Consider the following 22,264-nt stretch of genomic DNA (forward strand, 5'->3'; position numbering starts at 1 on the left):
CGTATGCGCACGGAAAGCACGATAATATCTGAATATCAGAGCCATGACGAGGAACAGGATAGGCAAACGTTGTGCTTAAAGGAATCCTCTAACCACTCAGGAAATGGTGTTGCAAGCACTGGACTTGGAGTGGAGAATGAGCACAGGCAAGAGCAGCATAGAAAACGGTACACTTCAGCCCTGTCTTCATACCACTATACCGAAGCACGCAGGCGCGTATTCAGGCAATTGGTTGAATCTTTGATGTACGAAGGTGTTATAGAATATAGCTCAAGGGAGGAGCAGGGGTTCAACGTTTGGGAAATGGAGGGTGTTGGTCTGAACGGCGAACGGGTCATCTACACATGCAAGGGAACAAGGCATCTTACCTTTGGTCGTCTGAGGCTGAACCATGAACCGATGATAAGACGTGTCTGTGTGAATGGGACTCCAGCTTCGGAATGTAGCAGCATCCCAAAGGGAGAACGAATTCAGCCCGGAACTACGGCCGAACAAGAAGCGGAGTCGATTTCTCTATTTTTACTGGAAGTAGGGTCAGCTATAGGCGCGGATGAAGGGAAACTGCTGCATTTTATTAAAGAACTGGAGCAGACGCTGATCAATGACACAATGGCGCGATATGTACGAGCTGAGCGGCAGACCGATCTCCATGCTCTTCCCGATGAGGATTGGGAAAGCGGAATTATCGAAGGTCATCCGTACCATCCGAGTTATAAATCCCGTATCGGTTTTCGAATCGAAGATCAGCTTGAATATGGACCCGAGTTTGGCGGATGGATTAGACCGATATGGGTCGGAGTTCATAAGCAAAACGCACGTATAAGTCATGGCGCGAATGAACATGGACCGACTACAAGGGAATGGCTTCAGGATCAACTTGGCGAACAAGTGTTGGGGCGCTTCCTCACCACTCTACGGGAAATGGGTGCTGATCCGGCAGAGTATGTGCTGCTGCCAGTCCATCCGTGGCAATGGCGAACCACGATCAGTTCTGTTCTTGCGGAGGATATTCATAACAGGAGCCTCGTACTGCTTGGCAGCAGCGAAGACCGATATACTGCTCAACAGTCGATCCGCACTCTGGCTAACCGATCACATCCGAATTCACCCTGCTTGAAGCTGTCGCTTAGTATGATCAACACATCAACAGGGAGGGTGATCGCCCCGCATACGGTGGAGAATGCCCCTTTCATTACCGACTGGCTGCAGGGAATTAACAAGCAAGATCCTTACATGAGGGATGAGCTGCGTGTCATTCTTCTGGGAGAGATTGCAGGCGTTGCATACGACAATCATCAGATACCGGATGCGTTGAAGCCCCTTTCGTATGGTGTGCTGTCCTGCATTTGGAGGGAAAGTGTACATTCCCGGTTGGAGCCGGGCGAATCAGCGATTCCGTTTAATGCATTGGCTACACTGGACCATGCAGGGCGACCGGTGATTGATCCTTGGGTAAAAAGGCTGGGTTCTGATGAATGGCTGTCCGAGCTGTTGAAGACTTCGGTACGACCGCTCATTCACTGGTTATTCGCTCATGGAATTGCGTTGGAGTCTCATGCACAGAATATGCTGCTTATTCACCGGGAAGGACGGCCTTCGCGCATTGCACTAAAGGATTTTCACGATGGAATTCGATTTACAAGAGAGGCACTTGCCGATCCAAAGCTTTGTCCAACGCTTGTCGAGGTGCCCGAATATCATCGTCGTGTGAACCGCAATTCATTCCTAGAAACGGACAAACCGGCAGAAGTGCGGGATTTTATACACGATGCCTTTTTCTTTATCAATCTTGGAGAACTGGCTTTGTTCATGCAGGAGCATTACCAGATCAGAGAGCAGACGTTCTGGCACAGTGTGCGTAAGATCATTACCGACTACCAACAGCGATTCCCTGAATTTCACGAACGTTATGAGCTGTATTCCTTGTTTGATTCAGAGATCGGAGTAGAACAATTGACGAAGCGTCGCTTGTTTCTGGATGATGAATTGAGGATTCATCAGGTTACCAATCCACTGTCTCATACGTTTATGGATAATTATGGGCCAGATGAGGATGAATTAAAAAATAGTATATGAGATCAAAAGAATATTGCATGGACAGAAACGGGAATTGTGGGATATTGTTTTAATAATGATAATCATTATTGATTAGATTGTTAAAAAGAATCAGGGGGTTGGATGGAATGCAAACAGAGAGAAAGAGCATTGGACTTAAACCATGGATACATTTGGTTATGCTGGTGGTACTGATGCTGGTGCTTGCGGGATGCGGAAATTCCGGATCGGGTGCCGCTAACGGATCAGCATCGGAAACAGATCCGACGGAACCAAAGCAGGAAGAAACCGCAGCCAATACTGGAGATACACGTACCGTCAAGGATGCATATGGTGAGGTTCAGGTTCCGGCAAATGCGAGTCGAATTGTTGTACTGGACATCGGGGCCTTGGATAATTTGCTGGAGTTGGGCATTAAACCTGTAGGCGCACCTTCCATCCTGGCGGCAGGAGATCCGTACCCGGCTTATCTGAAAGGCACAGAAGGCATTGAGAATATCGGATCGGTGAATGAACCAAGCCTGGAGGCTATCGATGCACTGAAGCCGGACTTGATCATTGGTAATAAAGATACACATGATGCCATCCATGATCAGTTAAAACAAATCGCTCCTACGGTGTTTGTCGAAACGCTCGGGGTTACCTGGAAAGAAAATCTGCAGCTACATGCCGATGCGGTAAACAAGCTGGAAGAGGGCAAGAAGCTGTTGGATGCATATCAGCAGCGCATTGAGGAATTGAAGTCCACGCTTGGAGGCAAGGATGCCAAGGAAGTATCCCTGTTCCGTCCCCGTGAAGACAAAATTCAGGTCTATCTGAAAGAAACCTTTGCAGGTACGATTATGGAAGATGCCGGAATTGTTCGTCCTTCAGCACAGCAGGATGCAGGCTTCTCCAAGGATATTACGGAAGAACAGATTGCTGATCTCGATGGCGACGTAATCTTCTGGTTTAATCGTGAGCCGGATGCGTTCGCCAAGCTGGAGAAAAGTAAATTGTGGGCGACGTTAAAAGGAGTCCAAAATCAAGCTGTGCACCCGGTAGACTGGGAGTACTGGATGAGCGGACTGGGTATTCAGGCTGTAAACAAGGTCGTAGATGACCTGAACACGTATGTAGCCAGCTAAAGGCAAAACATGCTGCATTCTGCATTTTTCTCGGAAAGAATGGAATGGGAAATTAGAACATTAACCATTGCAATGATGCTTTCATGTGGTTATAGCTTAACTGTAAAATTGGGTCGTCGAATGTGACGATCCAATTTTTCTGATTTTTCTGCATATAGCTCGTACCACGTTGTATTCATGCCCCTATTCGTTACCTATTATAATAGAAGGAAAAATTTCTACAGGATCGAAATACTTCTGTACGTCTACATTTTGTACCCAGGGGCGAGTTGAATGGGGAATTATTAAACATGCTGAAGTACATCAATCAAGCAGCATGCAGGTCGGAGGCGTAAAAATGAACACAAACACCAGGTTTAAATTCACTGGTTTGGCAATAATCATCGTGTTAACAATTCTCGCGTTTCTATTCAGCATCATGTATGGCATCGTACAGATCCCACTGCGTTCTGTTGTCGATACGTTCTATGCCTTTGACGGATCGCGTGAACACCTTATTATTCAAACAGTCAGGCTACCAAGAGCGGTTATTGCCGCTGTGGTCGGCAGTTCGCTAGCTGTGGCAGGGTGTCTGATGCAGGCGATTAGCCGCAACGCCCTGGCAGGTCCTGAAATGTTCGGCATTAATTATGGCGCTGCGCTTACGGCGGTGCTGGCTTCCTTTTGGCTGGGAACGACATCTCTGCAATTATTTGCATGGTCTGCTCTGTTAGGGGCGGCGGTAGCAGGCGTACTTGTTTTTCTTCTCAGTTCCACGGGCAGACACCCCTTATCTTCAGTCAAATTGGTCCTGGCAGGAGCTACATTAAATTTGCTGTTTGCATCATTGACACAAGGTATTCTCATATTGAACGAGCAATCTCTGGATACGATGCGCTTCTGGTTGGCGGGTTCATTAACAGGAAGGGATCTGGATCTGTTTATTCAAATCCTGCCTTATCTGCTCATTGGAATCATCTGTGCGTTTGCAGTAAGCAGCCAGTTGAACATTTTTGGCTTAGGAGATGAAGTCGCTCAGGGGTTGGGTCAGCGCATGATGATGATCAGGATCATCTGTATTATTGCCATTGTACTGCTGGCTGGCAGTGCCGTGGCGCTTGCCGGACCGATTGGATTTATCGGCTTGGCCGTTCCGCATATTGCGAGATTAATAACAGGCAGTGACTATCGCTGGGTAGTTCCGTATTCTGCTGTTCTCGGGGCACTACTACTGCTCACAGCAGATATTGGGGCGAGATTTGTGCTGCCTGGGCAGGAAATTCCTGTTGGGGTGGTTACAGCCTTCTTCGGTGCGCCGTTCCTCATCTATTTGGCCCAAAGAAAGGAGAGATCGATATGATTTCTTCTATTATAAAGAGACGTGCATTCACCATTATTTTAATCCTTTTGCTGCTGAATGTGGGGGCGCTTGTGCTTAATGTGATGTTGGGAGATCGCTCCATCCCTCCGGGAGAAGTATTGCGCAGTCTGGTGGGCAGGGGAGACCCGGAATATCACTTCACCATTCATCAGTTAAGGCTGCCCCGGGTACTGACCGGTTTTCTGGTCGGCTCCGGTCTGGCCTTGGCGGGGACAATTCTACAGGTCATTACGAGGAATCCTCTGGCATCACCAGGTGTGATCGGGCTAAATTCGGGTGCGGCTGCGGCGGTGGTTGCCGTCATGGTGCTGGTTCCTGCTTTTCCGATGCGGCATATGCCTTGGATTGCCTTCATGGGAGCCTTTCTCGCGGCCACGGTAATCTATGGATTGTCATGGAGAAAAGGAGAGGCGAGTTCCACGGTACGCATGCTGCTGATTGGGGTGGGCATATCTGCAATGGCAGGTGCGTTAATTACATATTTGCTGACGGTAGGTAAAATATTTCGAGTCTCCCAGGCCTCCGTGTGGATGGCAGGCAGTCTATATGGGCGAACTTGGGAACACTTCTGGCCTTTATTACCGTGGTTGTTCATCCTGTTTCTACTATTAATATGGATGTCCAGAAGGCTGGATATGTTCTTGCTGGATGTCCAGTCGGCTGCTGGTTTGGGTCTGCGGGTAGAGACCATGCGGATTCTGTTCATTTTAATGAGTGTAGGACTTGCCGGGTCTGCGGTGTCGATGGCTGGCACGATTGGGTTTGTTGGCTTAATGGCTCCGCACATGGCTAAACACCTGGTTGGCACCCGGAGTCTGGTTCGCTTGCCGGTAGCGGCGCTGCTTGGAGGGCTGATCGTCATGCTTGCAGATCTTGCCGGACGGACATGGTTCGCTCCTTATGAGATCCCAGCGGGATTAATAACGGCAATGATCGGGGCTCCGTATATGATGTATTTGCTGTTGAGACGCAGAGAGATATAATGAAGAGAAGGATTCAGAATGGAAGAAGGGCTGGTGCATCTTTTCATGCCATCATATGTGAATGAAGCCAATCTAATCTATCTTTTATCTTCAGTTCGCAAACGAAAGTTTCCAATGACCCGACAAGCCAAACATGTTCGGGTTCCTGTATACATATTATGCTTTATTACAGAGGGCGAAGGTGTTGTTGTACTGGATGGTACGCTACAGAAGGTTCGTCCCCTACAGTTATATTTGCTTGTACCCGGCATGATTGTGGAATTCCCGGAACAAGGCAGTACATTTGAATATTATGGCATATGGTTTGAACCGATCCGGCTAACCAAAACCAGAGGTAGATATGAAGCATTGCCATCCCTGTCCTTATCCGGTGCGCTTTCACCAGGGCCTATTCCCGTGCATCATCCGCAACAGATCCTTCAACAGATCATGCAGCTGTATCATCACAGTCGGAAGGAACGAAACCGGGATTCGCTGAAGTTGAGAATTCAATTGGAGGAATTAATTCAGGTTATTGTGCAAAATGAACCGGAACAACCAGCAACAATAATGGATGAACGGGTTGAGCGGAGCATCCAATATATGGAGCAGCGCTATATGGATAAAGTAAGCATTGAACAGCTGGCTGAAGCAGCAGGTGGCATGCCGCCGGTTGCTTTTTCACGTTTGTTCCGAAATGAAACAGGTCTGCCGCCAGTGGAGTATCTGAGCAATGTGCGCATGAACCGGGCGAAGCAAATGCTGAACATGAAAAATAGCCGGGTGAAGGAAGTGGCAGCTGCGGTCGGTTTTCGGAGTGAATTTTACTTTAGCCGCATGTTTCAGCGCATGGTGGGCGTATCCCCTACATTATATATGAAGCGAGGCAAATTAAAGGTGGCTGTAGCATCCTCGCTGGGATTCGACGACCATCTAAAATCAGTTGGAATTGAGCCAGTCTGTGTAGTGGATTTGTTCCAGTACCCAGGTCAGAGTAATGGGCAGTATGAAGAACAATTGCACAGCCAACTGCTCGAATTGGAGCAGTCTAACCCGGATATGATTATCGCCGACCATTATCATACAGCGTTCAGAGAGCAGTTCAAACAAACGGCTGCGCCTGTATTTCTGGATTTCTCTGTGTGGGATTGGAAAGGGAATTTTGAGAAAATTGCCGAGTTGGTGAACCGGGAACGTGAAGCTTCGGAGATGTTGGCGCGCCTGGCAGTGCAGATTGAGACCACAGGACAGACATTGCGCCGCATACTGGGTCAGGAACGAATCACCATCATGCAAGTGAGCCACCGGACGATTGGCATTCAGGGCACGGTGAATCACCCGCTCAATGAGCTGGTGTACGGTGAACTCGGTTTGCGCCCTGGCAATCAGTCTCCAGCAGAACTGTGGCGGATGGAGCTGCAACCGGAGGCCATGCCTGTATTGGAGACGGAACATTTGTTAATTCATCATCATCATGTTATTGCCGGTAGTGACAACATGTATGACGAGTTGACGAGAACGCCCGTATGGCCCCAGATTCCGGCGGTGAAGGATGGAAAAGTCCAGCGCATTCCCAATTGGTTTGTGATGAGCTGGACTCCGCTGGGCAGACAGCGGATTATGAATGAATTGATGGCAGCCGTGGGTGAACATCAGCAGCGCTAACCAGCGCTGAGCTGCAGCGTTTCAATAAGGGATTGCACATTAATTAGGAAGTGTACTCATATCAGGGGGAATGAACAATGAGACGGATTGGGCAAGGAAGAACGGCTGAGATCTATGAGTACCCATCGAAACAGATTATGAAGTTATATCATGCGGATTTTCCAGCCGAAGCGGTTCAGAATGAGTTTCGAATTACCGAAGCGGTATACCGGAAGGGCCTGCCTGTGCCGCAGGCAAGGTTGTTTATGGATGATGTAACGCGCAAAGGGATTATATTTGAACGGATTGAAGGCAACACAATGTTATCCCTCATGATCCAGGAACCCGTGCTAATCGAAGAACTATCGCGTCAAATGGCAGTCTGTCATCATAGGCTTCACGCCCAGCAGGATGATGGAGGAGCACTCCCCTTACAAAAACAGGTTCTTAATGGAGCCATTCGGAATACCTCTCTATTGTCGGAAGAGGATAAAGCACTGGTAATTGCATATTTGTCGACTCTTCCAGAGCGAAAGCAAATTTGTCACGGTGACTTTCATCCCGATAATGTCATGTTGAATGAAACAAAAGATCAATATTGGGTTATAGACTGGATGACAGGCATGTCGGGTGATCCGGCGGGTGATGTGGCACGCAGCTGGGTAATTTTAATGAGCGGTACGTTGCCAGAGGATACGGACCCGGCTGTTCACAGGGGATTTGAATTGGCTCGCAATGTAATGTTGGATCATTATATCCAGCATTATATACAGATTTCCGGGATATCCCGTCAGGAGTTGGATGCCTGGATTCTACCTGTTGCTGCTGCACGTCTTGACGAAAGGTTACCTGCAATAGAAGCGGATCAGTTAATTAAGCTTGTGCAGGATCGTATTCGACTACTGTAATGACATATTTTAACTTAACTAACAAGGATAACGAGGTGAAGAGAGCAATGCTGCACTCATTAAAGGCCATACAATCGTACAACTCAGGTCATCTCAAGGAGGCGGAGCAGCCCGTTTGGTTGCAGCTACTGACCGCTGCGGAGCAGCCGAATATTAACCTGGAGCGAATTCATTCCATAGCAGAGCTGGAAGGAACGAATCCGGTACTGGATTATGTAGAACGCACACTTCAGGTGCTGGAGCAGCTTCAAGTTTCTTTTTGGGTGCGAGAAATTCTGGAGGACGTGCTGGTCTGGTCAGAAACGGCAAAGGCTGGATCACTGAAACAGCGGCGAATATGGCAGAAACAGGGGGTAAACCTGTTTGTGCACAATGTGGGTTCAGCACAGCTATACGACATGTATGGAAGTGTTGGGAATTTGCACGGCAATCAAGTCAATCTTGACGAGATACATTCATCTCGATCGGAATCTCTTTGTGACTTTTCAAGTGAGCATGCAAGTTCAAGTATTAGTAGACCAACTGCGTATACTGTATCTGGATCACCCACACCTCGGCAAGAGATCGTTCGAACGCTAGTTGCTACACACGGACTTATCGGTCAGTACATAAGAGGAGAAATCCCATTTGCTGAAAATGCCCCGCTGTATTCGTTTATAACGCTAGGGTGGCTGACCGCAGATGAATTGCAGGCCATCCTGATGGCGCTGAATGAATGCATCATTGCAGGCGTGGATTCAGCGCTGTGGAAGCAGGTTCAGGCTGAAGTGCAGCATATCGTAGGCTGGATCATCACAGAACCGAATCATACGGACTGGACTGTGAGAGAACGGCTTTCCCGTTTGCGGAGTTCGTCCATTCGTCAAGGAGAGGCGCTGAATGAATCATATACCAAACTTCAAGCCGAGCTAGAGCTGGAAAAGGCACTCGATCCTCTGTCTCATCGGACGTTATGGTATGTGGAGTCAGCGATGCACGACTTTTCGTTGCAGGAGATGGTTAAGATCTTCCTGTTAACACTGAATAGCGAAGCATTGATGCAGGCTGTTGATGATTCGATGACGGAGATCACAGGCAGAGCAACCGAAGAAGCGGACCGGAATTCGGCTTCGCAGGAGCAACAAATGGATGTGGTGAGACATATCAGCTTCGAGCCCTTAATGAACACGATGTATTATGACTACAAAGGTGTCAAGAAACTGAATATTTACAAGAAACGAATGATTGAAAAGTATTTGGAGCAATATTCATGGGTGCAGATTGAAGAAGGTGAGTCGATCACATACCCCCATCTGACACATCGGATTGAACGGCATCCGGATTTGCAGGATACGGTATTTGTGACATTTGAATTTTCCCCGGCCGCGGAGAAGCTGATTGCGTTCTGTATTGAGGCAGAAAAGTCTCCGTTATACGAGAAGGCTGTGCTGTTGTTATTTGACTTGTTTGGATTGCGCCGGGATGCCTATGATCGGTTCCATAATGAAGAGACGTATCTGGCCGATATGAACAGTTCAGGTGACTACAAAAAAGTACTGCTGGATTATATGGTTGGCAAACGTGTGCTGGATATCGGTCCCGGTGGCGGGATCTTGCTCGATCTCATTGAGCAGGAGCGGCCTGATATGGAGCCAATCGGTATTGATATCTCAGCAAATGTCATTGAGGCGCTGGAGCGCAAAAAGCAGCGGGAGGCACATCGCTGGCAAGTATTGAAGGGAGATGCTCTTCAATTGGATCAATACGTACAGCCGGGCACGGTGGATACGGTTATTTTTTCATCCATTCTACATGAACTGTATTCGTATATTGAACGTGACGGACGGAGATTTAACAGGGATACCGTCGTTGCTGCGCTGAGAAGTTCGTTTAATGTGTTGTCCCCCGGTGGCCGAATTCTGATCCGGGATGGCATTATGACTGAACCCGAAGCGCAAAAGCGCCGAATTCGTTTCCTTGAACCAGATGGGATGCTTTGGCTGGAGCGGTACGCACAGGATTTCCAGGGACGCAGCATTGAATTCGAGCGGATTTCTGAGAATGAGGCGGTGCTGGATATCAACGATGCCATGGAATTTCTGTACACCTATACGTGGGGCGAAGAAGCATATGTACATGAGATTCAGGAGCAATTCGGCATATTTACCCCGTCGGCATATGAGGACTGTATTCGCGAAGCACTGGGAGATCGGGCCGAGATTTTAACGTTTCAGCACTTTCTTCAGGAAGGATATACGGAGGCGCTTGGAGAACGAATACTATTTATGGAGGAACATGGTCAACCTGCACCTTTGCCAGACAGCACCTGCCTGATTGTTATTGAAAAAAAGAAAGGAATGGCGTACAGATGACGAATGAAGCCAATACGGCTTTATATTTTGTAAGACACGCGGAGTCTGAGTACATGGAGGGGCGGGAACGCGAGAGAGGTTTGACGGAACAAGGCAAAAGGGATGCTGCAACCGTTGCGGGCCTGCTCCATCGGGAGCAAATCCAGTTGTTTTATTCCAGCCCCTACAGACGGGCCGTGGATACCATTCATGGATTGGCCGAAGTGTCAGGCAGCATTGTGGTCACTGAAGAAGATCTGCGTGAGCGGGAGCTGTCAGGTTCTGAAGTGAAGCATGAACATTTTCGGGAAGCCAAAAAAAGACTCTACGATGATCCGGCGTTTGCTTATTCAGGTGGTGAATCCGGTGAAGCCGCCAGGGCACGAGCAATTGCTGTTATACAGCGAATCATGGATAGGCATCCTGGTCAAAAAATAGTGATTGGCACGCATGGAGATATCATGACCCTGATTTTCAATTATTATGATCCTTCCTATGGTTATGACTTCTGGGCAAATACAACGATGCCGGACATCTACAAGCTGGAGTTTGATCGTGAAGGCAAGCCGGTTCAGATAACAAGATTGTGGGATGAACACGGGGAGTTTCTGTGAGATATGCGTTCTACCGACGATAGGAGGCGATCATGTTGAACCTCAAGTTGATAGGGTCCATTTTGGAGCAACAAATCCGTTTTAATGACAATAAAAGTTTATTTTATAATGGGGGCAAGTCTGCATTAGGGCCATCTCCGCGAACGTTGTGCTGGCTTTTGGAATATCGCCCTCAAGTAGCAAAAACATTGGAACGTATTTTTGCAGATGGATTATTGAATCATTTTACAAATAAACTAGCAGAGCAAGGAATCAGCCATTTTATCCAGGTGAACCAGTTTATGCAGTTTACGAGCAAAGACAAGTTGCAATTGGCAGAATTATATAAAGATCAATTTATGCGGATCTGGTCTCTTTTGCAGAACGAGGGGGCAGGAGAAGAGGTAGTACAGCAATTTTTCCAAAAGCATTATCAACAGTTAAGAACATTTCTAATACAGACCAACGGCGAGGAATTGTTTAAGAAATATACGATGGACCCACATCTGTTCTGGGTGCCTTGTGAGCAGTATTCGGCGAATTTGCAGGTAGCTTGGCTCGGTTTGGATGTAGAGCATCTGCATCCGCCTGTGCTGGATCTTGGCTGCGGTCCGCAGGCCAATTTGGTCCAATTTTTACGTGAAAAGAAGATAGAAGCTTATGGGATGGACAGACATGTGGAGGAGTCGGAAGATCGGCCGTTTTTGCGATGCATGGGTTGGATGGAAGCTTCATTTGAACAGGAACAGTGGGGGACGATAATATCCCATTTGGCATTCTCCAACCATTTTACACATCATCATCTCAAGGCAGACGGCGAACCGGAAGCATACGCTCAGAAATATATGGAGTTGTTGAGAGCGCTAAAACCAGGAGGTTCATTCTTCTATGCGCCGAGTGTTGCTTTCATAGAGTCATTCGTAGATCAACTCCCCCAGTACTTTGTACGTCGAACCTGGATAACACCAACACAGCAAATGACGCGAATTACACGACTTACTAAATGAAAGGGGGAAACGACGAATGAAGATTACGTTTATGCCGGATACATACATTGTTGAAGAGCTGGAAGTTCCTCACTTGCACGATAGAACGTATTGCATATTAAGTGAATTCTTTTCGTTTGTATAAAAAAATAGCCTCGAATGTGTATTGTGGATTTTACACAGCATAAGGTACAATTCATCTAAGCATTGAGTGAGAATGATAATCATTATTTATAAAAGCTGTTCTCACCGATACAACAACAGATTACATAGGGGTGAAGGGTACCATGGTAAGATTCAGTAAAGGGTTTAAAGGGTGGACGATCATATTGTTACTCATGGTTGTAGTTATAACGGGCTGTAGTGCAAGTTCGGAGTCGAAGGTAGAGCAGGATCCTGCATCCGGAGCTGGAGCTTCAGGTGAGAGTACATCTGAAACAACAGAAAAAGAAGCAGAGACGCGTGTTGTTCAGGATGAATTCGGCGATGTTACGATCCCGGTGCATCCGCAGCGGATTGCTGGTATCTATGTGGAAGATTATCTCAAGGCTCTTGATATCACGCCTGTAGTACAGTGGTATAATCCGATGTGGGGCGTACAGGAATATCTGGATCTGGATGTGCCACGGTTCGATTTGACCGGGAGTATTGAAGCGTTGCTTCAATATGATCCGGATCTAATCATTGTGGATGGAGTGGATGCAGCGACATATGAGATGTACTCCAAGGTAGCACCGACGTATCGTTTGCCTGAGGAAATTTTGCAGGATTCCAATCAGATCTTGACAACCATTGCCGATGTTGTCGGTAAACCTGAAAAGGGTGCAGAAGTTGTGGCTGAATTTGAAGGCAAGATTGCAGATGCCAAGTCAAAGCTGCAAGAAGCGATTGGAAATGAGACAGTAGCCGTTGTACGCCTGAATGTGACTGAGAAGACGTTAGCTTTGTTTGGCGTGAAGAATCGTCTTGCAGGATTTATCTATTCAGATGTTGGATTAACACCTCATCCGTTGGCAGCTAACATGAAGGAATATCAGGAGTTACTGTCAGAAGAGGCGATTCCGGAGCTGGATGCAGACCACATTATTGTGTTCCCTTCCAATGGGAATTGGTCTTCCAAAGAGAACGAGGCGGCCATCAAAGTATTGGACGGAAAGTTGTGGCAGTCGCTCCCGGCCGTTAAAAACAAACATGTGTACATGATGGAAAGATCACACTGGCAATCGGGAGCCGTCATAGCGAATTCAATGAAGATTGATGATCTCTTGCAAAAAATGGTTCCATAAGCATACTCCTATAAGAAAGTTCTTCCCATAGGGTTGAAGAGCTTTCTTTTTTCGTTTACACTATTTTAAATGATAACAATTCTCAATTAAGGAAGATGAACATGTGGCCCACGATAAAACAATGGATTCCCAAGCCTTGGTTATGCTCACTTCGACATATAGAATATGTAGATCGCAATAAGCCCAATGTAGCGAAACGGCTCGCATACCCGATGTCTGACTCACAATCTCTATTCGTTGTAACGTGTGGAAATGGTTCAATGGCCTGCTTGGACAGGGAAGTCCGTATGGAAAAAGGAATGATTATTTTTGTTCCCGTTGGAAAATCCATTGTAATTGAAGATTCTACTGGGACAGAAAATGAATTGCAATTTTATAAACTGGATCTGACGGTGGCTGAGGTGAAAGAGGATACTTCGAACCGTATGAATATGAGAGACACGACTGAGCACCATAGATTTCTTAAAGGGATAGATATCCAAGGATCATTATCTCTTATCGAGCTAAATTACAGTCCGTGGAGTTCCTGTTTGGAACCCTTGGCACAGATATTACGCCAACAGACAGCTTGTGATTGGCTGGAACAGTGGGAGGTACAACTACGCTTCCAGGAATGGTTCAGGATCTTGCTTCGGCAAAGTGATCCCGAGACCGAGGAACCGAATGACCGCGTACGGCTTCAAAGTTCCATTCGTTATATTCACGAACACTATAATCAGGCCATAACGGTTGACGATTTAGCGGCTGATATCCGGCTTACCAGGGCCAGTTATACTCGGCAATTCAAAGAAAGTACGGGTAAGCTTCCGCTTGACTATGTGAATGCTGTTCGATTGGAACGCTCCAAACAGCTATTGCAACTGACGGATGATCGTCTGCATGATATTGCTCAGAATGTGGGATTTAATAACGAGTATTATTTCGGCCGTCGCTTTAAGCAGTATGCTGGCATTTCACCAGGATTGTATCGGCGTCATCATCGTCAAGACGCGCGTGTATTTGCACCTTATCTGGAAGACTTCGTACTGGCCCTTGGAGTAAGGCCGATGTTGCAATATTCCCATCGTTCCTGGGGCAGACAACACTATTTGGGATTGGATGATGTACCTGAATTCGATGTTACTCAGTTGGATGCAGGGATTAATGAGACGAATGTCCCCGAGTTTATTATGCTGAACGGCGGATACGAACGCTGGAACTTGGAGCGGTTTGAACAAGTAGCACCTACGTTTTATGTGGATCATCAGGGTGAGGACTGGCGTTCCATTTTGAAATCCACAGCGGATGTGCTTGGTAAAGTAAGCCGGGTGCAGGATGTAATAGGTGACTATGAGGAAAAGGCGCAGGAAGCCAAGAAACGATTGGCCCGTGTTATGCGTGGACAAACGGTTGCTTTTTTGCGAATTTCAGTATCGGAAATTATACTTTACGGAAACCAATATGGTTTCGTGGGGCCAGTACTTTATCAGGATCTCGGATTAACCCCGCATGTTCGAGTTCAGCAATGGGTGAGTCAAAACCGAAGAGTCGTCATTGGGCTAAAGCAGGTATGTCAACTTGAGGCGGATCATCTCTTTATTACATTTGACAAGGCGGATTCTGGCCATCCCGGAGAGGAGCGAAAGCTCTTGCAAAGAGAAGGGTGGAAACGGCTTCCAGCCGTGAAAAGCGGTCACGTATATGAGGTGGATTTTATGACTTGGATGAACTATGGTGTCCTATCTCATGGGAAAAAGATCGACGATATACTGCGGTTTATGGCTTGAAGGATGAAAAGTTAAGAGTCATTCATTTTATTGAAAATTACATTACCTGCAAAGGTACAATGAGATGATGTCTGAGAAATGTATTTTATTTTTTCATTTGCGTGTTTTTCATCAGCGGTAGCGTAATCCCTCCGCATGACAAAATCCCCCGGTAAAACTCGGCCGGGGTGATTAGCTGTACGCTTCAAACTTTGATTTTACGATGGTCCCTTAATCCGAGTATGCAACAGCATTAAAACTCTCAATACCTATTCGAGTCGCATCTGCTGTAGAAAAAAGATATAAGGTATAAACCAATTCATTTGATGGTGGTAGTGGGACATTAAAATCGGATGCATTAATGGTGACAACTTGTACAGCGTTCGGGTTTGCTTCAGAGACACTCACCGAATAGAGGGCGTAGGCAACAAGCGAATCAGTACCTCGTACAATAGAAAATGCAATCACGGAGTCAAATGGAGGAGTAGTAGGGAACGCGAGCTCAGCTATCCCTGATAATTGTACACGTATGTTTCCATTTGCGTCAGTTGCATCAAGGCCAACCTCCCCGATTGCAACAGGGGTATTAGCGGGCAAGGGAATTGAGATTGTGTTACCATAGCTTGCATTTTGAGAGGTTCGAGCATCCAGCAGTTTTGCCATAAAGTGCATACCCCCAATAGTTTTTGTGATATGGTATGCAGTTTTTTTGTAAGGTTCGTCCGCAGAATGGCAATTCATTTGATTGACTGGCACTTACTCCACGTATCGAATCCGGCTGCCGCATCGACAACATCAAAATAGTCGGTTTCTGAAAGGAACCGCGCTTGTGGAGCAAGGATCTGTTCAGACGGGACTTTGAACATGAAGAGTGGAACTAGGCAAGCATATTAACATGAAATATATAGAAAAAAGCCTGTTCACTACTGAACAGGCTTTTTAGAGTGGTATTAAGCTCAGCTGAGCAAGAAGTTTTACTTTTTCTCCATGACAGCGAAGTAATTGTTCTCAGTATCTGCAAAGTTAAATACTCTTCCGCCAGGCATCGTTACAATCTCGCCAACAGTAACTTCTTTATCCGATAAGTGAGTGTAAAGTTGATCCAGGTTATCTGTGAAAAGCATAAGAGAAGGTGTGCCCAGATTCAATTCAGGGGACATTTTGGCGACAAATTCCTTGTCGTGCAGGATGATAGTGGTTTGGGCACCCTTCACAGGAGCAATCTCGAACCAGCGCATGCCATCCCCATTAACTTCGGAAACAACATGAAAACCTGCTTTTTCCGTCCAAAATTGAAGAGCCTTGTCCTGATCGTTTACATACAACATAATTTGGCCGACTTGAGTAAACATTGATTTACACTCCTTATATACGTAATTGATCGTGGTTGAAGCAGTTATGGCTTTGGATGTAGCTTTTTAGATGGAGTCAAGCTATATATTACCATATATGAGCACCCGCTATACAACTTCAATTCAAGCACAAAAAGAGGGAAGCAAATGTCCTTGACTGCCGCATTGCGACATACCATTAGATAAAGGACAATTCAAGCGATCGAATTGCCTTTTAAGCACAGCCATGTAATGGCAGATGGGAGCGCTGTAATGACGAAACGGGTAGTTCTATTGGAAGAAGGTACAGCAGAGATGAAAGGGCTGATAGGTAGTAAAGGGGCTGGACTTGCAGCGTTGCTACAGGCAGGTTGGCCCGTTCCGGCCGGGTTCATTGTAACAAAGGAAGGCTGTCGCGGCTTCTGTACCCGTCTTGCACATCTTTCAACTGAAGGAGCCCAAGAGATTAACAGCGCAATTCAGCATCTTGAGAAGCAATCCGGCAAATTTTTCGGCGATTCTTTAGAACCACTGCTGCTTTCCGTCCGGTCAAGTGAAACGTGTTCCCGTGATATGGCTTCCCATGCTTTGCTTCATGTTGGACTGAATGATGTAACGGTGGAGGGACTCGCCAGGCAAACGAATGATCGTCAGTATGCCCTTAATTGTTATCGAATTTTATTGGAGGATTATGGTCAGCTGGTACACGACATTCCGTATGCCCTGTTTGAAGAAAAATTGGGAGACATCTCGATACTCGATGAAGCGAAGCTAGAATTCGCCATCGCGGAATATAAACGCTTAATAGAAGAAAGAGGACATCATCCTTTCCCCCAGGATGTACAGTTACAGTTAAAAGAAGCGATGCGTGTAGTTTCTGATTCACAGTGTGTGCTACACGCCAACTCCCGACAAGAGCTTCTTCGCAAATCTTCTCATTTCTCCGATGAAACTCAAGGAGCAGCTGTTCTTATACAGGTGACGGTCAATGGAGAGCGTGGTGAACACAGCGGGATCGGCACCGTATATTCCCGTCATCCGGGTACCGGGGAACGAGGCATGACAGGTGATTATATTTCATCTGCTATTTCCGGGGGTTCGAATGAAGGACTGGATCAGTTGCGGAGAGGAGACCCTGAACTGTATGGTCTTCTGCAGGATGCTTGCAGTTATCTGGAGTCCCGCACGAAAGAGATACAGGAAATCCAGTTTGTTGTGGATTCAGGGACCCTGTATCTTGTTGAAATCAGTCAAACGAGGTTAACCTCACAGGCGACGCTGAGGAGTACTGTAGATCTCGTGGATGAAGGGGTACTCACCAAAGAGGATGCAATATTGCGTATCCAGCCTTGTCATGTGACGGAAATGCTGCAGGTCTCTTCAACTTTATCACCGGAGCTGCAGCTTCTGCTCGAATGGGCTGATGAAATGAAGGGGCTTACAATCCTGTCGAATGTAGATCATCCCAAGGACGCCATGAAGGCACGCTCATTCGGGGCCGAGGGCATTGGCTTGTGTCGGACAGAACAGCTGTTGTTGTCTGCTTCAAGATTTCCTTTTGTACAGAAAATGATTCTGGCAGACAGTGAAGCTGAGCGCAAACGTGGACTGGAACGTCTGCTGCCGATGCAACAGGCTGATTTTGAACAACTCTTCGAATCGATGGATGGTTATCCGGTAACAATTCGATTGCTCGATCCACCGCTCCATGAGCTGCTGCCAGATATTGAAGGATTAAGAGAACAGCGTGAACAGTGGTCTCTCCGGAATTGGGAGGAAGAGAACACCGCCGAAGTGCAGGAGCTTGATCGTGTAATCCGCAGAGTGCTGGAATTGCATGAACAATATCCGTTGCTAGGACAACGGGATTGTCGACTGGGAACCGTGTTCCCGGAAATATATGATATGCAGCTTGAAGCAATCTTCCGTGCAGCGGTGAAAGGCATTCGTCAAGGGCTATGGGTGCGGCCCGAGATTATGATTCCTTTGGTGGGGCATGCCAGTGAACTTCAGGATATGAGAGATCTGGTGGATCATGTAGCGGACCAGGTGCTTGGAGAGGAGAAGCGTCACTGTCTTTACAGAGTGGGGGCGCGAATAGAAGTTCCACGAGCAGCACTGACCGCAGCGCAGATCGCCCGTCATGCCGACTTCTTCTCATTTGGCACCGATGACCTGACACAGATGACGTTTGGTTACAGTCGTCACAATACGGAGAAGTCATCCCTTCATTTTGCCGAGCAGCAACGCTTACTGCCCAGCAATCCATTTCAGGTACTGGATATTGACGGCGTGGGGCAATTAGTGGAGATGGCCCTCGTTCAGGGCCGAGTTCGGAAACCGCATCTAAAAGCAGGCATCTGTGGTGAGAATGCAGCCGATCTGGCTTCCATTGCTTTTTGCCACCGTATTGGTCTGGATTATGTAAGCTGTCTGCCAGAACAGGTGCCGCTTGCCCGTATCGCTGCCGCACAGGCGGCACTCCTCGCCCAGAAGCAGGATCACTACAAAAACAGACAGGGCAGAAATATATCGACGATTGCGTAATGCTCCTGGTTAACGATTAAAGGGGTAATTGGATCGGCAGCTGGTATAATACGGAAATGATAGAGAGGCATAATCTTTCGTGGACATAACTTGATTATGGTGTTCACTTGTCTGCTGCATCTCCTCATGGAATACAAACCTTAAAACTGTTATACTGAAATATGCGTTTTGTAAAAGAAACGTAAAAATTTCAGATAAGGGTTGAAAGCGACCATGTTTAATTCCAAAAATGAGCGGACCACTTCACGGACCTTATTTGCCGTGTTATTTATTCTTATGCTGCTGAAGCTGTCGCTTTTGCGGTATTTCTTTTTCCAGGGTCTGTCCGGCATCGGTTTCGTTACTGACGCACTCGGGGCTCTGACCGTGGTATGCATCCTCGATCTCATCGTGCCCAAAGGCTGGAAGCGTGCAGTGTACGCAGGTTTTAATGTGTTGTTCTCGCTGGTATTATTTGCGGCGACACTCTATAACGTACATTTCAGTTCGGTTCCAACATATACGGCACTCAGCGAACTGGGCCAAGTCGCCCAAGTGAGGGGAAGTATCGGACCATTGGTAAGACCTGCGCACTTCCTGTTTTTTGTGGATATCGTACTGGCTCTGCCGGTATGGTTTATCTTGCGCAGTCGTCGTGCCTCATCTCGTAACAGCAGGTATAGCGACACTGGACTTCATTTTGGCAGAAGTCGGAGACGATATTGGGGTAAGTTGGGTGTAGCTCTTACGGCTGCATTTTGCATCGTGCTGTCAGGCAGCTTCATTGTCAAAGGGGAAACGATTGATAATGAACTGGTTCGTGCCGAAAATCTCGGTTTCCTGAATTATCAGGTGTCATCGGCGATTCTGACGAGTAAAGAGAATGAAGCCATTGCGAATGGCAATATTAACGAAACCATCGACAAGATTAATCAACTGGTTAGCAAGTATCCGTATCAGGATAAATCGAGTCAGGGCACGTCTATCAAAGCCAAATATTTCGGTCAGGCCAAAGGAAGCAATTTGATTGTCCTCCAACTGGAGTCATTTCAAAACTTCCCGATGAATGCTTCACTGGATGGTCAGGTATTAACCCCGGTTCTGAATGATCTGGCCAAAGAAAGCTATTATTTCTCTCATTTTTTCCAACAGATCGGACAGGGAAACACGTCGGATGCCGAGTTTATGTCGAACACATCCATCTATCCAACCGGAGTTGTCCCCATGTCAGCAGGGTATAGTGACCGTGATCTGCCAAGTCTTCCAAAACTGCTTGGCAAAAAAGGATATGAGTCAGAGACGTTCCACGTCAATGACGTCACCTTCTGGAACCGGAACAAAATGTATCCGGCGCTTGGATTCAACCGGTACTTCGACAAGCCTAGCTTCGAGAATGACAAGTTCAATGATTTTGGACCATCGGATGAGGAATTATATCGTGTAGGTGTGGAGAAAATGGCTGCACATCAGGCTGCGAATCAACCGTTCTATGCTCAGTTCATCACGGCATCCAGCCATTCTCCGTTTACGATTCCTGCGGATCGCGCGAGAATTACCATACCGGCCACAATCACCAACACGTTGCTGCATGATTATTTGCAAGCGATCAATTATACAGATTATGCGGTAGGTCAGCTCATCAATGAACTCAAGGCAAACGGGTTATGGGATAAAACTACACTCGTTATATATGGCGACCATTTCGGTCTGCCGGCAAATGATGAGATTACTCAGCAGATCCAGACGAATCTCAATGTTCCTTATGACGGTAATGTTAGTCGTTTCAACATCCCGCTCTTGATCCACACGCCGAAACAGACGAAAGGTCAAGTCATTGAACAGCCTGGCGGTCAGTTGGATATTCTGCCAACGGTGATGAACCTGATGGGGGTATCTTTGAAGGAAGAGAAATTCACAGCCTTTGGACACGATTTGCTTAACATGGACCACAATGCGTTCGGTATTCGGTATTACTTGCCGACAGGCTCATTTGTGAATAATGACATTATGTTTATTCCGGGTGCAGGCTTTGATGATGGAACAGCCTACTCGTTAAAAACGTATGAACCCGTCACGGATTTGGAGCCGTACCGTTCGGATTACGAGCACGTGCTCAGCTTGATGAAGCTGTCTGATGAGTATGTGAAGCTGCTGCCCAAACGGGCACCGTAACTGAATTTTTTCATGTATGAACCACCATAACGCCATTAGCTCAAGAGCTGGTGGCGTTATTTGTTTATTCATCGTACATCTAAACGTGTAATGAAAAAGAGATATCCTTTGAAACTGTAATTAATAATGTTACAATGGAAGCTGCAACCATTCACGCAGATGACGAAAGGAATGAATATAGATGAAACTTAGTGTACTTGAACATGGACATATTAATGAAGGACGGACGGTACAGGATACTCTTCAGGAAACCGTAACGCTTGCCAAACATGCAGATGAGCTGGGCTTCTCCCGCTTCTGGATGTCGGAGCATCACGGCAGCGGGGCACTGTCATTTTCCAGTCCGGAAGTTATGATAGCGCACGTTGCAGCACATACAGATCGGATTCGGGTAGGTTCAGGCGGCGTGATGCTGCCTCATTACAGTGCATATAAAGTCGCCGAGAATTTCCGTTTGCTGGAGGCGCTGCACCCTGGACGGATTGACCTTGGAATTGGCAGAGCACCGGGTGGTATGCCGATTGCCAGCAGGGCTCTGAATGAAGGAAAGTCATCGAATGTGCAATTTTTCCCGCAGCAAATTGCCGATTTGGGAGGGTATTTTCATGAGCAGCTGCCGGAGGATCATCGGTTTGCTTCTCTGGTCGCCGGACCATCCGTACCCACCGTTCCGGAAGTTTGGCTGCTCGGTTCCAGTTCCGAAGGTGCGCGAATTGCGGCGGCACAAGGGACCGCTTATGCGTTTGCCCAATTTTTCGGAACGCCGGGTGGGGAGGAAGCGATGAAGCATTATCGCAGACATTTCAAGCCATCCATCCTGAATGATAAACCTCATTCCATGATTGCGGTGTCGGCATTCTGTGCAGAGACCGAGGAGGCGGCCGCTGAACTGGCTCGCAGCAATGAGTTATTCTTCCTGCGGCTTGGCCGGGGACTGGAGCAGAACTCATTCCCATCCCTGGAAACGGTGAACAACTATCCATTTACGGCCATGGAGATGGAGCAGATCCGTCAACGCCGTTCTTTTTCCATCGTGGGTACACCGGATCAGGTGAAGGACAAAATTACGGCAATGGCTGAACGCTATGAAGCGGATGAAGTTATTATTGCATCAGCAATTCACTCATTTGATGATCGTTTGCGTTCATTCAGTCTGATAGCGGAAGCCTTTGGTTTAAAGCAGGATTAATCGATATTAAACTGGAATTAGTATTCTGAAATGGCTGGAGCCTTGCCTTG

At 47.1% G+C, this 22,264-nt stretch carries 16 protein-coding genes; 14 read left to right on the forward strand and 2 right to left on the reverse strand.

From position 1 onward, the window contains the following. Window positions 1-3 precede the first annotated feature (3 nt). The 11 genes from ACFTRD_RS08825 to ACFTRD_RS08875 all read left to right on the forward strand — a co-directional run bounded on the left by ACFTRD_RS08825 (window position 4) and on the right by ACFTRD_RS08875 (window position 15,017). Window positions 4-2,076 carry an IucA/IucC family protein gene (locus ACFTRD_RS08825; protein ID WP_379378919.1) on the forward strand — a complete coding sequence of 691 codons (2,073 nt, stop codon included), beginning with the start codon at window positions 4-6 and terminating at the stop codon, window positions 2,074-2,076. 107 nt (window positions 2,077-2,183) lie between these two features. Continuing rightward, window positions 2,184-3,182 (forward strand): ABC transporter substrate-binding protein, encoded by a 999-nt coding sequence (locus ACFTRD_RS08830; RefSeq protein ID WP_379378921.1) that lies wholly within the window; start codon window positions 2,184-2,186, stop codon window positions 3,180-3,182. Between the two features lie 337 nt (window positions 3,183-3,519). After that, window positions 3,520-4,521: a FecCD family ABC transporter permease gene (locus ACFTRD_RS08835; RefSeq protein ID WP_379378923.1), complete on the forward strand. Its 1,002-nt coding sequence runs from the start codon at window positions 3,520-3,522 to the stop codon at window positions 4,519-4,521. Beyond that, complete coding sequence (locus ACFTRD_RS08840; RefSeq protein ID WP_379378925.1) at window positions 4,518-5,525, forward strand: FecCD family ABC transporter permease; 1,008 nt, start codon at window positions 4,518-4,520, stop codon at window positions 5,523-5,525. The genes ACFTRD_RS08835 and ACFTRD_RS08840 overlap by 4 nt, the downstream gene beginning before the upstream one ends. An 18-nt stretch (window positions 5,526-5,543) precedes the next feature. Then, the gene (locus ACFTRD_RS08845; RefSeq protein WP_379378927.1) at window positions 5,544-7,169 is read left to right on the forward strand and encodes a helix-turn-helix domain-containing protein; all 1,626 of its coding nucleotides are present in this window, start codon (window positions 5,544-5,546) and stop codon (window positions 7,167-7,169) included. Window positions 7,170-7,246: 77 nt separating this feature from the next. Then, complete coding sequence (locus tag ACFTRD_RS08850) at window positions 7,247-8,056, forward strand: phosphotransferase family protein (protein ID WP_379378929.1); 810 nt, start codon at window positions 7,247-7,249, stop codon at window positions 8,054-8,056. A gap of 47 nt (window positions 8,057-8,103) precedes the next feature. Continuing rightward, window positions 8,104-10,407 carry a class I SAM-dependent methyltransferase gene (locus tag ACFTRD_RS08855; protein ID WP_379378931.1) on the forward strand — a complete coding sequence of 768 codons (2,304 nt, stop codon included), beginning with the start codon at window positions 8,104-8,106 and terminating at the stop codon, window positions 10,405-10,407. Beyond that, on the forward strand, window positions 10,404-11,000 hold the full coding sequence (locus ACFTRD_RS08860; RefSeq protein WP_379378933.1) for a histidine phosphatase family protein: 597 nt from the start codon (window positions 10,404-10,406) through the stop codon (window positions 10,998-11,000). The genes ACFTRD_RS08855 and ACFTRD_RS08860 overlap by 4 nt, the downstream gene beginning before the upstream one ends. Before the next feature lie 32 nt (window positions 11,001-11,032). Then, the gene (locus ACFTRD_RS08865; RefSeq protein ID WP_379378935.1) at window positions 11,033-11,986 is read left to right on the forward strand and encodes a class I SAM-dependent methyltransferase; all 954 of its coding nucleotides are present in this window, start codon (window positions 11,033-11,035) and stop codon (window positions 11,984-11,986) included. Between the two features lie 266 nt (window positions 11,987-12,252). Next, window positions 12,253-13,251 (forward strand): ABC transporter substrate-binding protein, encoded by a 999-nt coding sequence (locus ACFTRD_RS08870; protein ID WP_379378937.1) that lies wholly within the window; start codon window positions 12,253-12,255, stop codon window positions 13,249-13,251. A 287-nt stretch (window positions 13,252-13,538) separates the two neighbouring features. Beyond that, window positions 13,539-15,017 (forward strand): helix-turn-helix domain-containing protein, encoded by a 1,479-nt coding sequence (locus tag ACFTRD_RS08875; RefSeq protein ID WP_379378939.1) that lies wholly within the window; start codon window positions 13,539-13,541, stop codon window positions 15,015-15,017. 210 nt (window positions 15,018-15,227) lie between these two features. Here ACFTRD_RS08875 and ACFTRD_RS08880 read toward each other — a convergent pair whose 3' ends face one another. Together ACFTRD_RS08880 and ACFTRD_RS08885 are read right to left on the reverse strand one after the other, a co-directional pair. Then, a complete protein-coding gene (locus tag ACFTRD_RS08880; protein WP_379378942.1) occupies window positions 15,228-15,659 on the reverse strand; it encodes a hypothetical protein in 432 nt (143 codons plus the stop codon). A 311-nt stretch (window positions 15,660-15,970) separates the two neighbouring features. Continuing rightward, on the reverse strand, window positions 15,971-16,348 hold the full coding sequence (locus ACFTRD_RS08885; RefSeq protein WP_379378944.1) for a VOC family protein: 378 nt from the start codon (window positions 16,346-16,348) through the stop codon (window positions 15,971-15,973). 252 nt (window positions 16,349-16,600) lie between these two features. Here ACFTRD_RS08885 and ACFTRD_RS08890 point away from each other — a divergent pair, with 252 nt between their 5' ends. From ACFTRD_RS08890 to ACFTRD_RS08900, 3 genes are all read left to right on the forward strand, one after another. After that, window positions 16,601-18,874 carry a putative PEP-binding protein gene (locus tag ACFTRD_RS08890; protein WP_379378946.1) on the forward strand — a complete coding sequence of 758 codons (2,274 nt, stop codon included), beginning with the start codon at window positions 16,601-16,603 and terminating at the stop codon, window positions 18,872-18,874. Window positions 18,875-19,087: 213 nt separating this feature from the next. Next, complete coding sequence (locus ACFTRD_RS08895; RefSeq protein ID WP_379378948.1) at window positions 19,088-21,025, forward strand: LTA synthase family protein; 1,938 nt, start codon at window positions 19,088-19,090, stop codon at window positions 21,023-21,025. 181 nt (window positions 21,026-21,206) lie between these two features. Then, window positions 21,207-22,214: an LLM class flavin-dependent oxidoreductase gene (locus ACFTRD_RS08900; RefSeq protein ID WP_379378950.1), complete on the forward strand. Its 1,008-nt coding sequence runs from the start codon at window positions 21,207-21,209 to the stop codon at window positions 22,212-22,214. The last annotated feature ends 50 nt before the right edge of the window (window positions 22,215-22,264 follow it).

Origin of the sequence: Paenibacillus sp. NPDC056933 (genome assembly GCF_042674385.1) — a bacterium.
Lineage (GTDB): Bacteria > Bacillota > Bacilli > Paenibacillales > Paenibacillaceae > Paenibacillus.

Excerpts from the sequence above, each read along its gene's own strand:
- ACFTRD_RS08835 (WP_379378923.1), top strand. The coding sequence starts at position 3,520 with ATGAACACAAACACCAGGTTTAAATTCACTGGTTTGGCAATAATCATC.
- ACFTRD_RS08870 (WP_379378937.1), top strand. The coding sequence starts at position 12,253 with ATGGTAAGATTCAGTAAAGGGTTTAAAGGGTGGACGATCATATTGTTA.
- ACFTRD_RS08895 (WP_379378948.1), top strand. The coding sequence starts at position 19,088 with ATGTTTAATTCCAAAAATGAGCGGACCACTTCACGGACCTTATTTGCC.
- ACFTRD_RS08855 (WP_379378931.1), top strand. The coding sequence starts at position 8,104 with ATGCTGCACTCATTAAAGGCCATACAATCGTACAACTCAGGTCATCTC.
- ACFTRD_RS08865 (WP_379378935.1), top strand. The coding sequence starts at position 11,033 with ATGTTGAACCTCAAGTTGATAGGGTCCATTTTGGAGCAACAAATCCGT.
- ACFTRD_RS08890 (WP_379378946.1), top strand. The coding sequence starts at position 16,601 with ATGACGAAACGGGTAGTTCTATTGGAAGAAGGTACAGCAGAGATGAAA.
- ACFTRD_RS08845 (WP_379378927.1), top strand. The coding sequence starts at position 5,544 with ATGGAAGAAGGGCTGGTGCATCTTTTCATGCCATCATATGTGAATGAA.
- ACFTRD_RS08880 (WP_379378942.1), bottom strand. The coding sequence starts at position 15,659 with ATGGCAAAACTGCTGGATGCTCGAACCTCTCAAAATGCAAGCTATGGT.
- ACFTRD_RS08830 (WP_379378921.1), top strand. The coding sequence starts at position 2,184 with ATGCAAACAGAGAGAAAGAGCATTGGACTTAAACCATGGATACATTTG.
- ACFTRD_RS08885 (WP_379378944.1), bottom strand. The coding sequence starts at position 16,348 with ATGTTTACTCAAGTCGGCCAAATTATGTTGTATGTAAACGATCAGGAC.
- ACFTRD_RS08850 (WP_379378929.1), top strand. The coding sequence starts at position 7,247 with ATGAGACGGATTGGGCAAGGAAGAACGGCTGAGATCTATGAGTACCCA.
- ACFTRD_RS08875 (WP_379378939.1), top strand. The coding sequence starts at position 13,539 with ATGGAAAAAGGAATGATTATTTTTGTTCCCGTTGGAAAATCCATTGTA.
- ACFTRD_RS08900 (WP_379378950.1), top strand. The coding sequence starts at position 21,207 with ATGAAACTTAGTGTACTTGAACATGGACATATTAATGAAGGACGGACG.
- ACFTRD_RS08860 (WP_379378933.1), top strand. The coding sequence starts at position 10,404 with ATGACGAATGAAGCCAATACGGCTTTATATTTTGTAAGACACGCGGAG.
- ACFTRD_RS08825 (WP_379378919.1), top strand. The coding sequence starts at position 4 with ATGCGCACGGAAAGCACGATAATATCTGAATATCAGAGCCATGACGAG.
- ACFTRD_RS08840 (WP_379378925.1), top strand. The coding sequence starts at position 4,518 with ATGATTTCTTCTATTATAAAGAGACGTGCATTCACCATTATTTTAATC.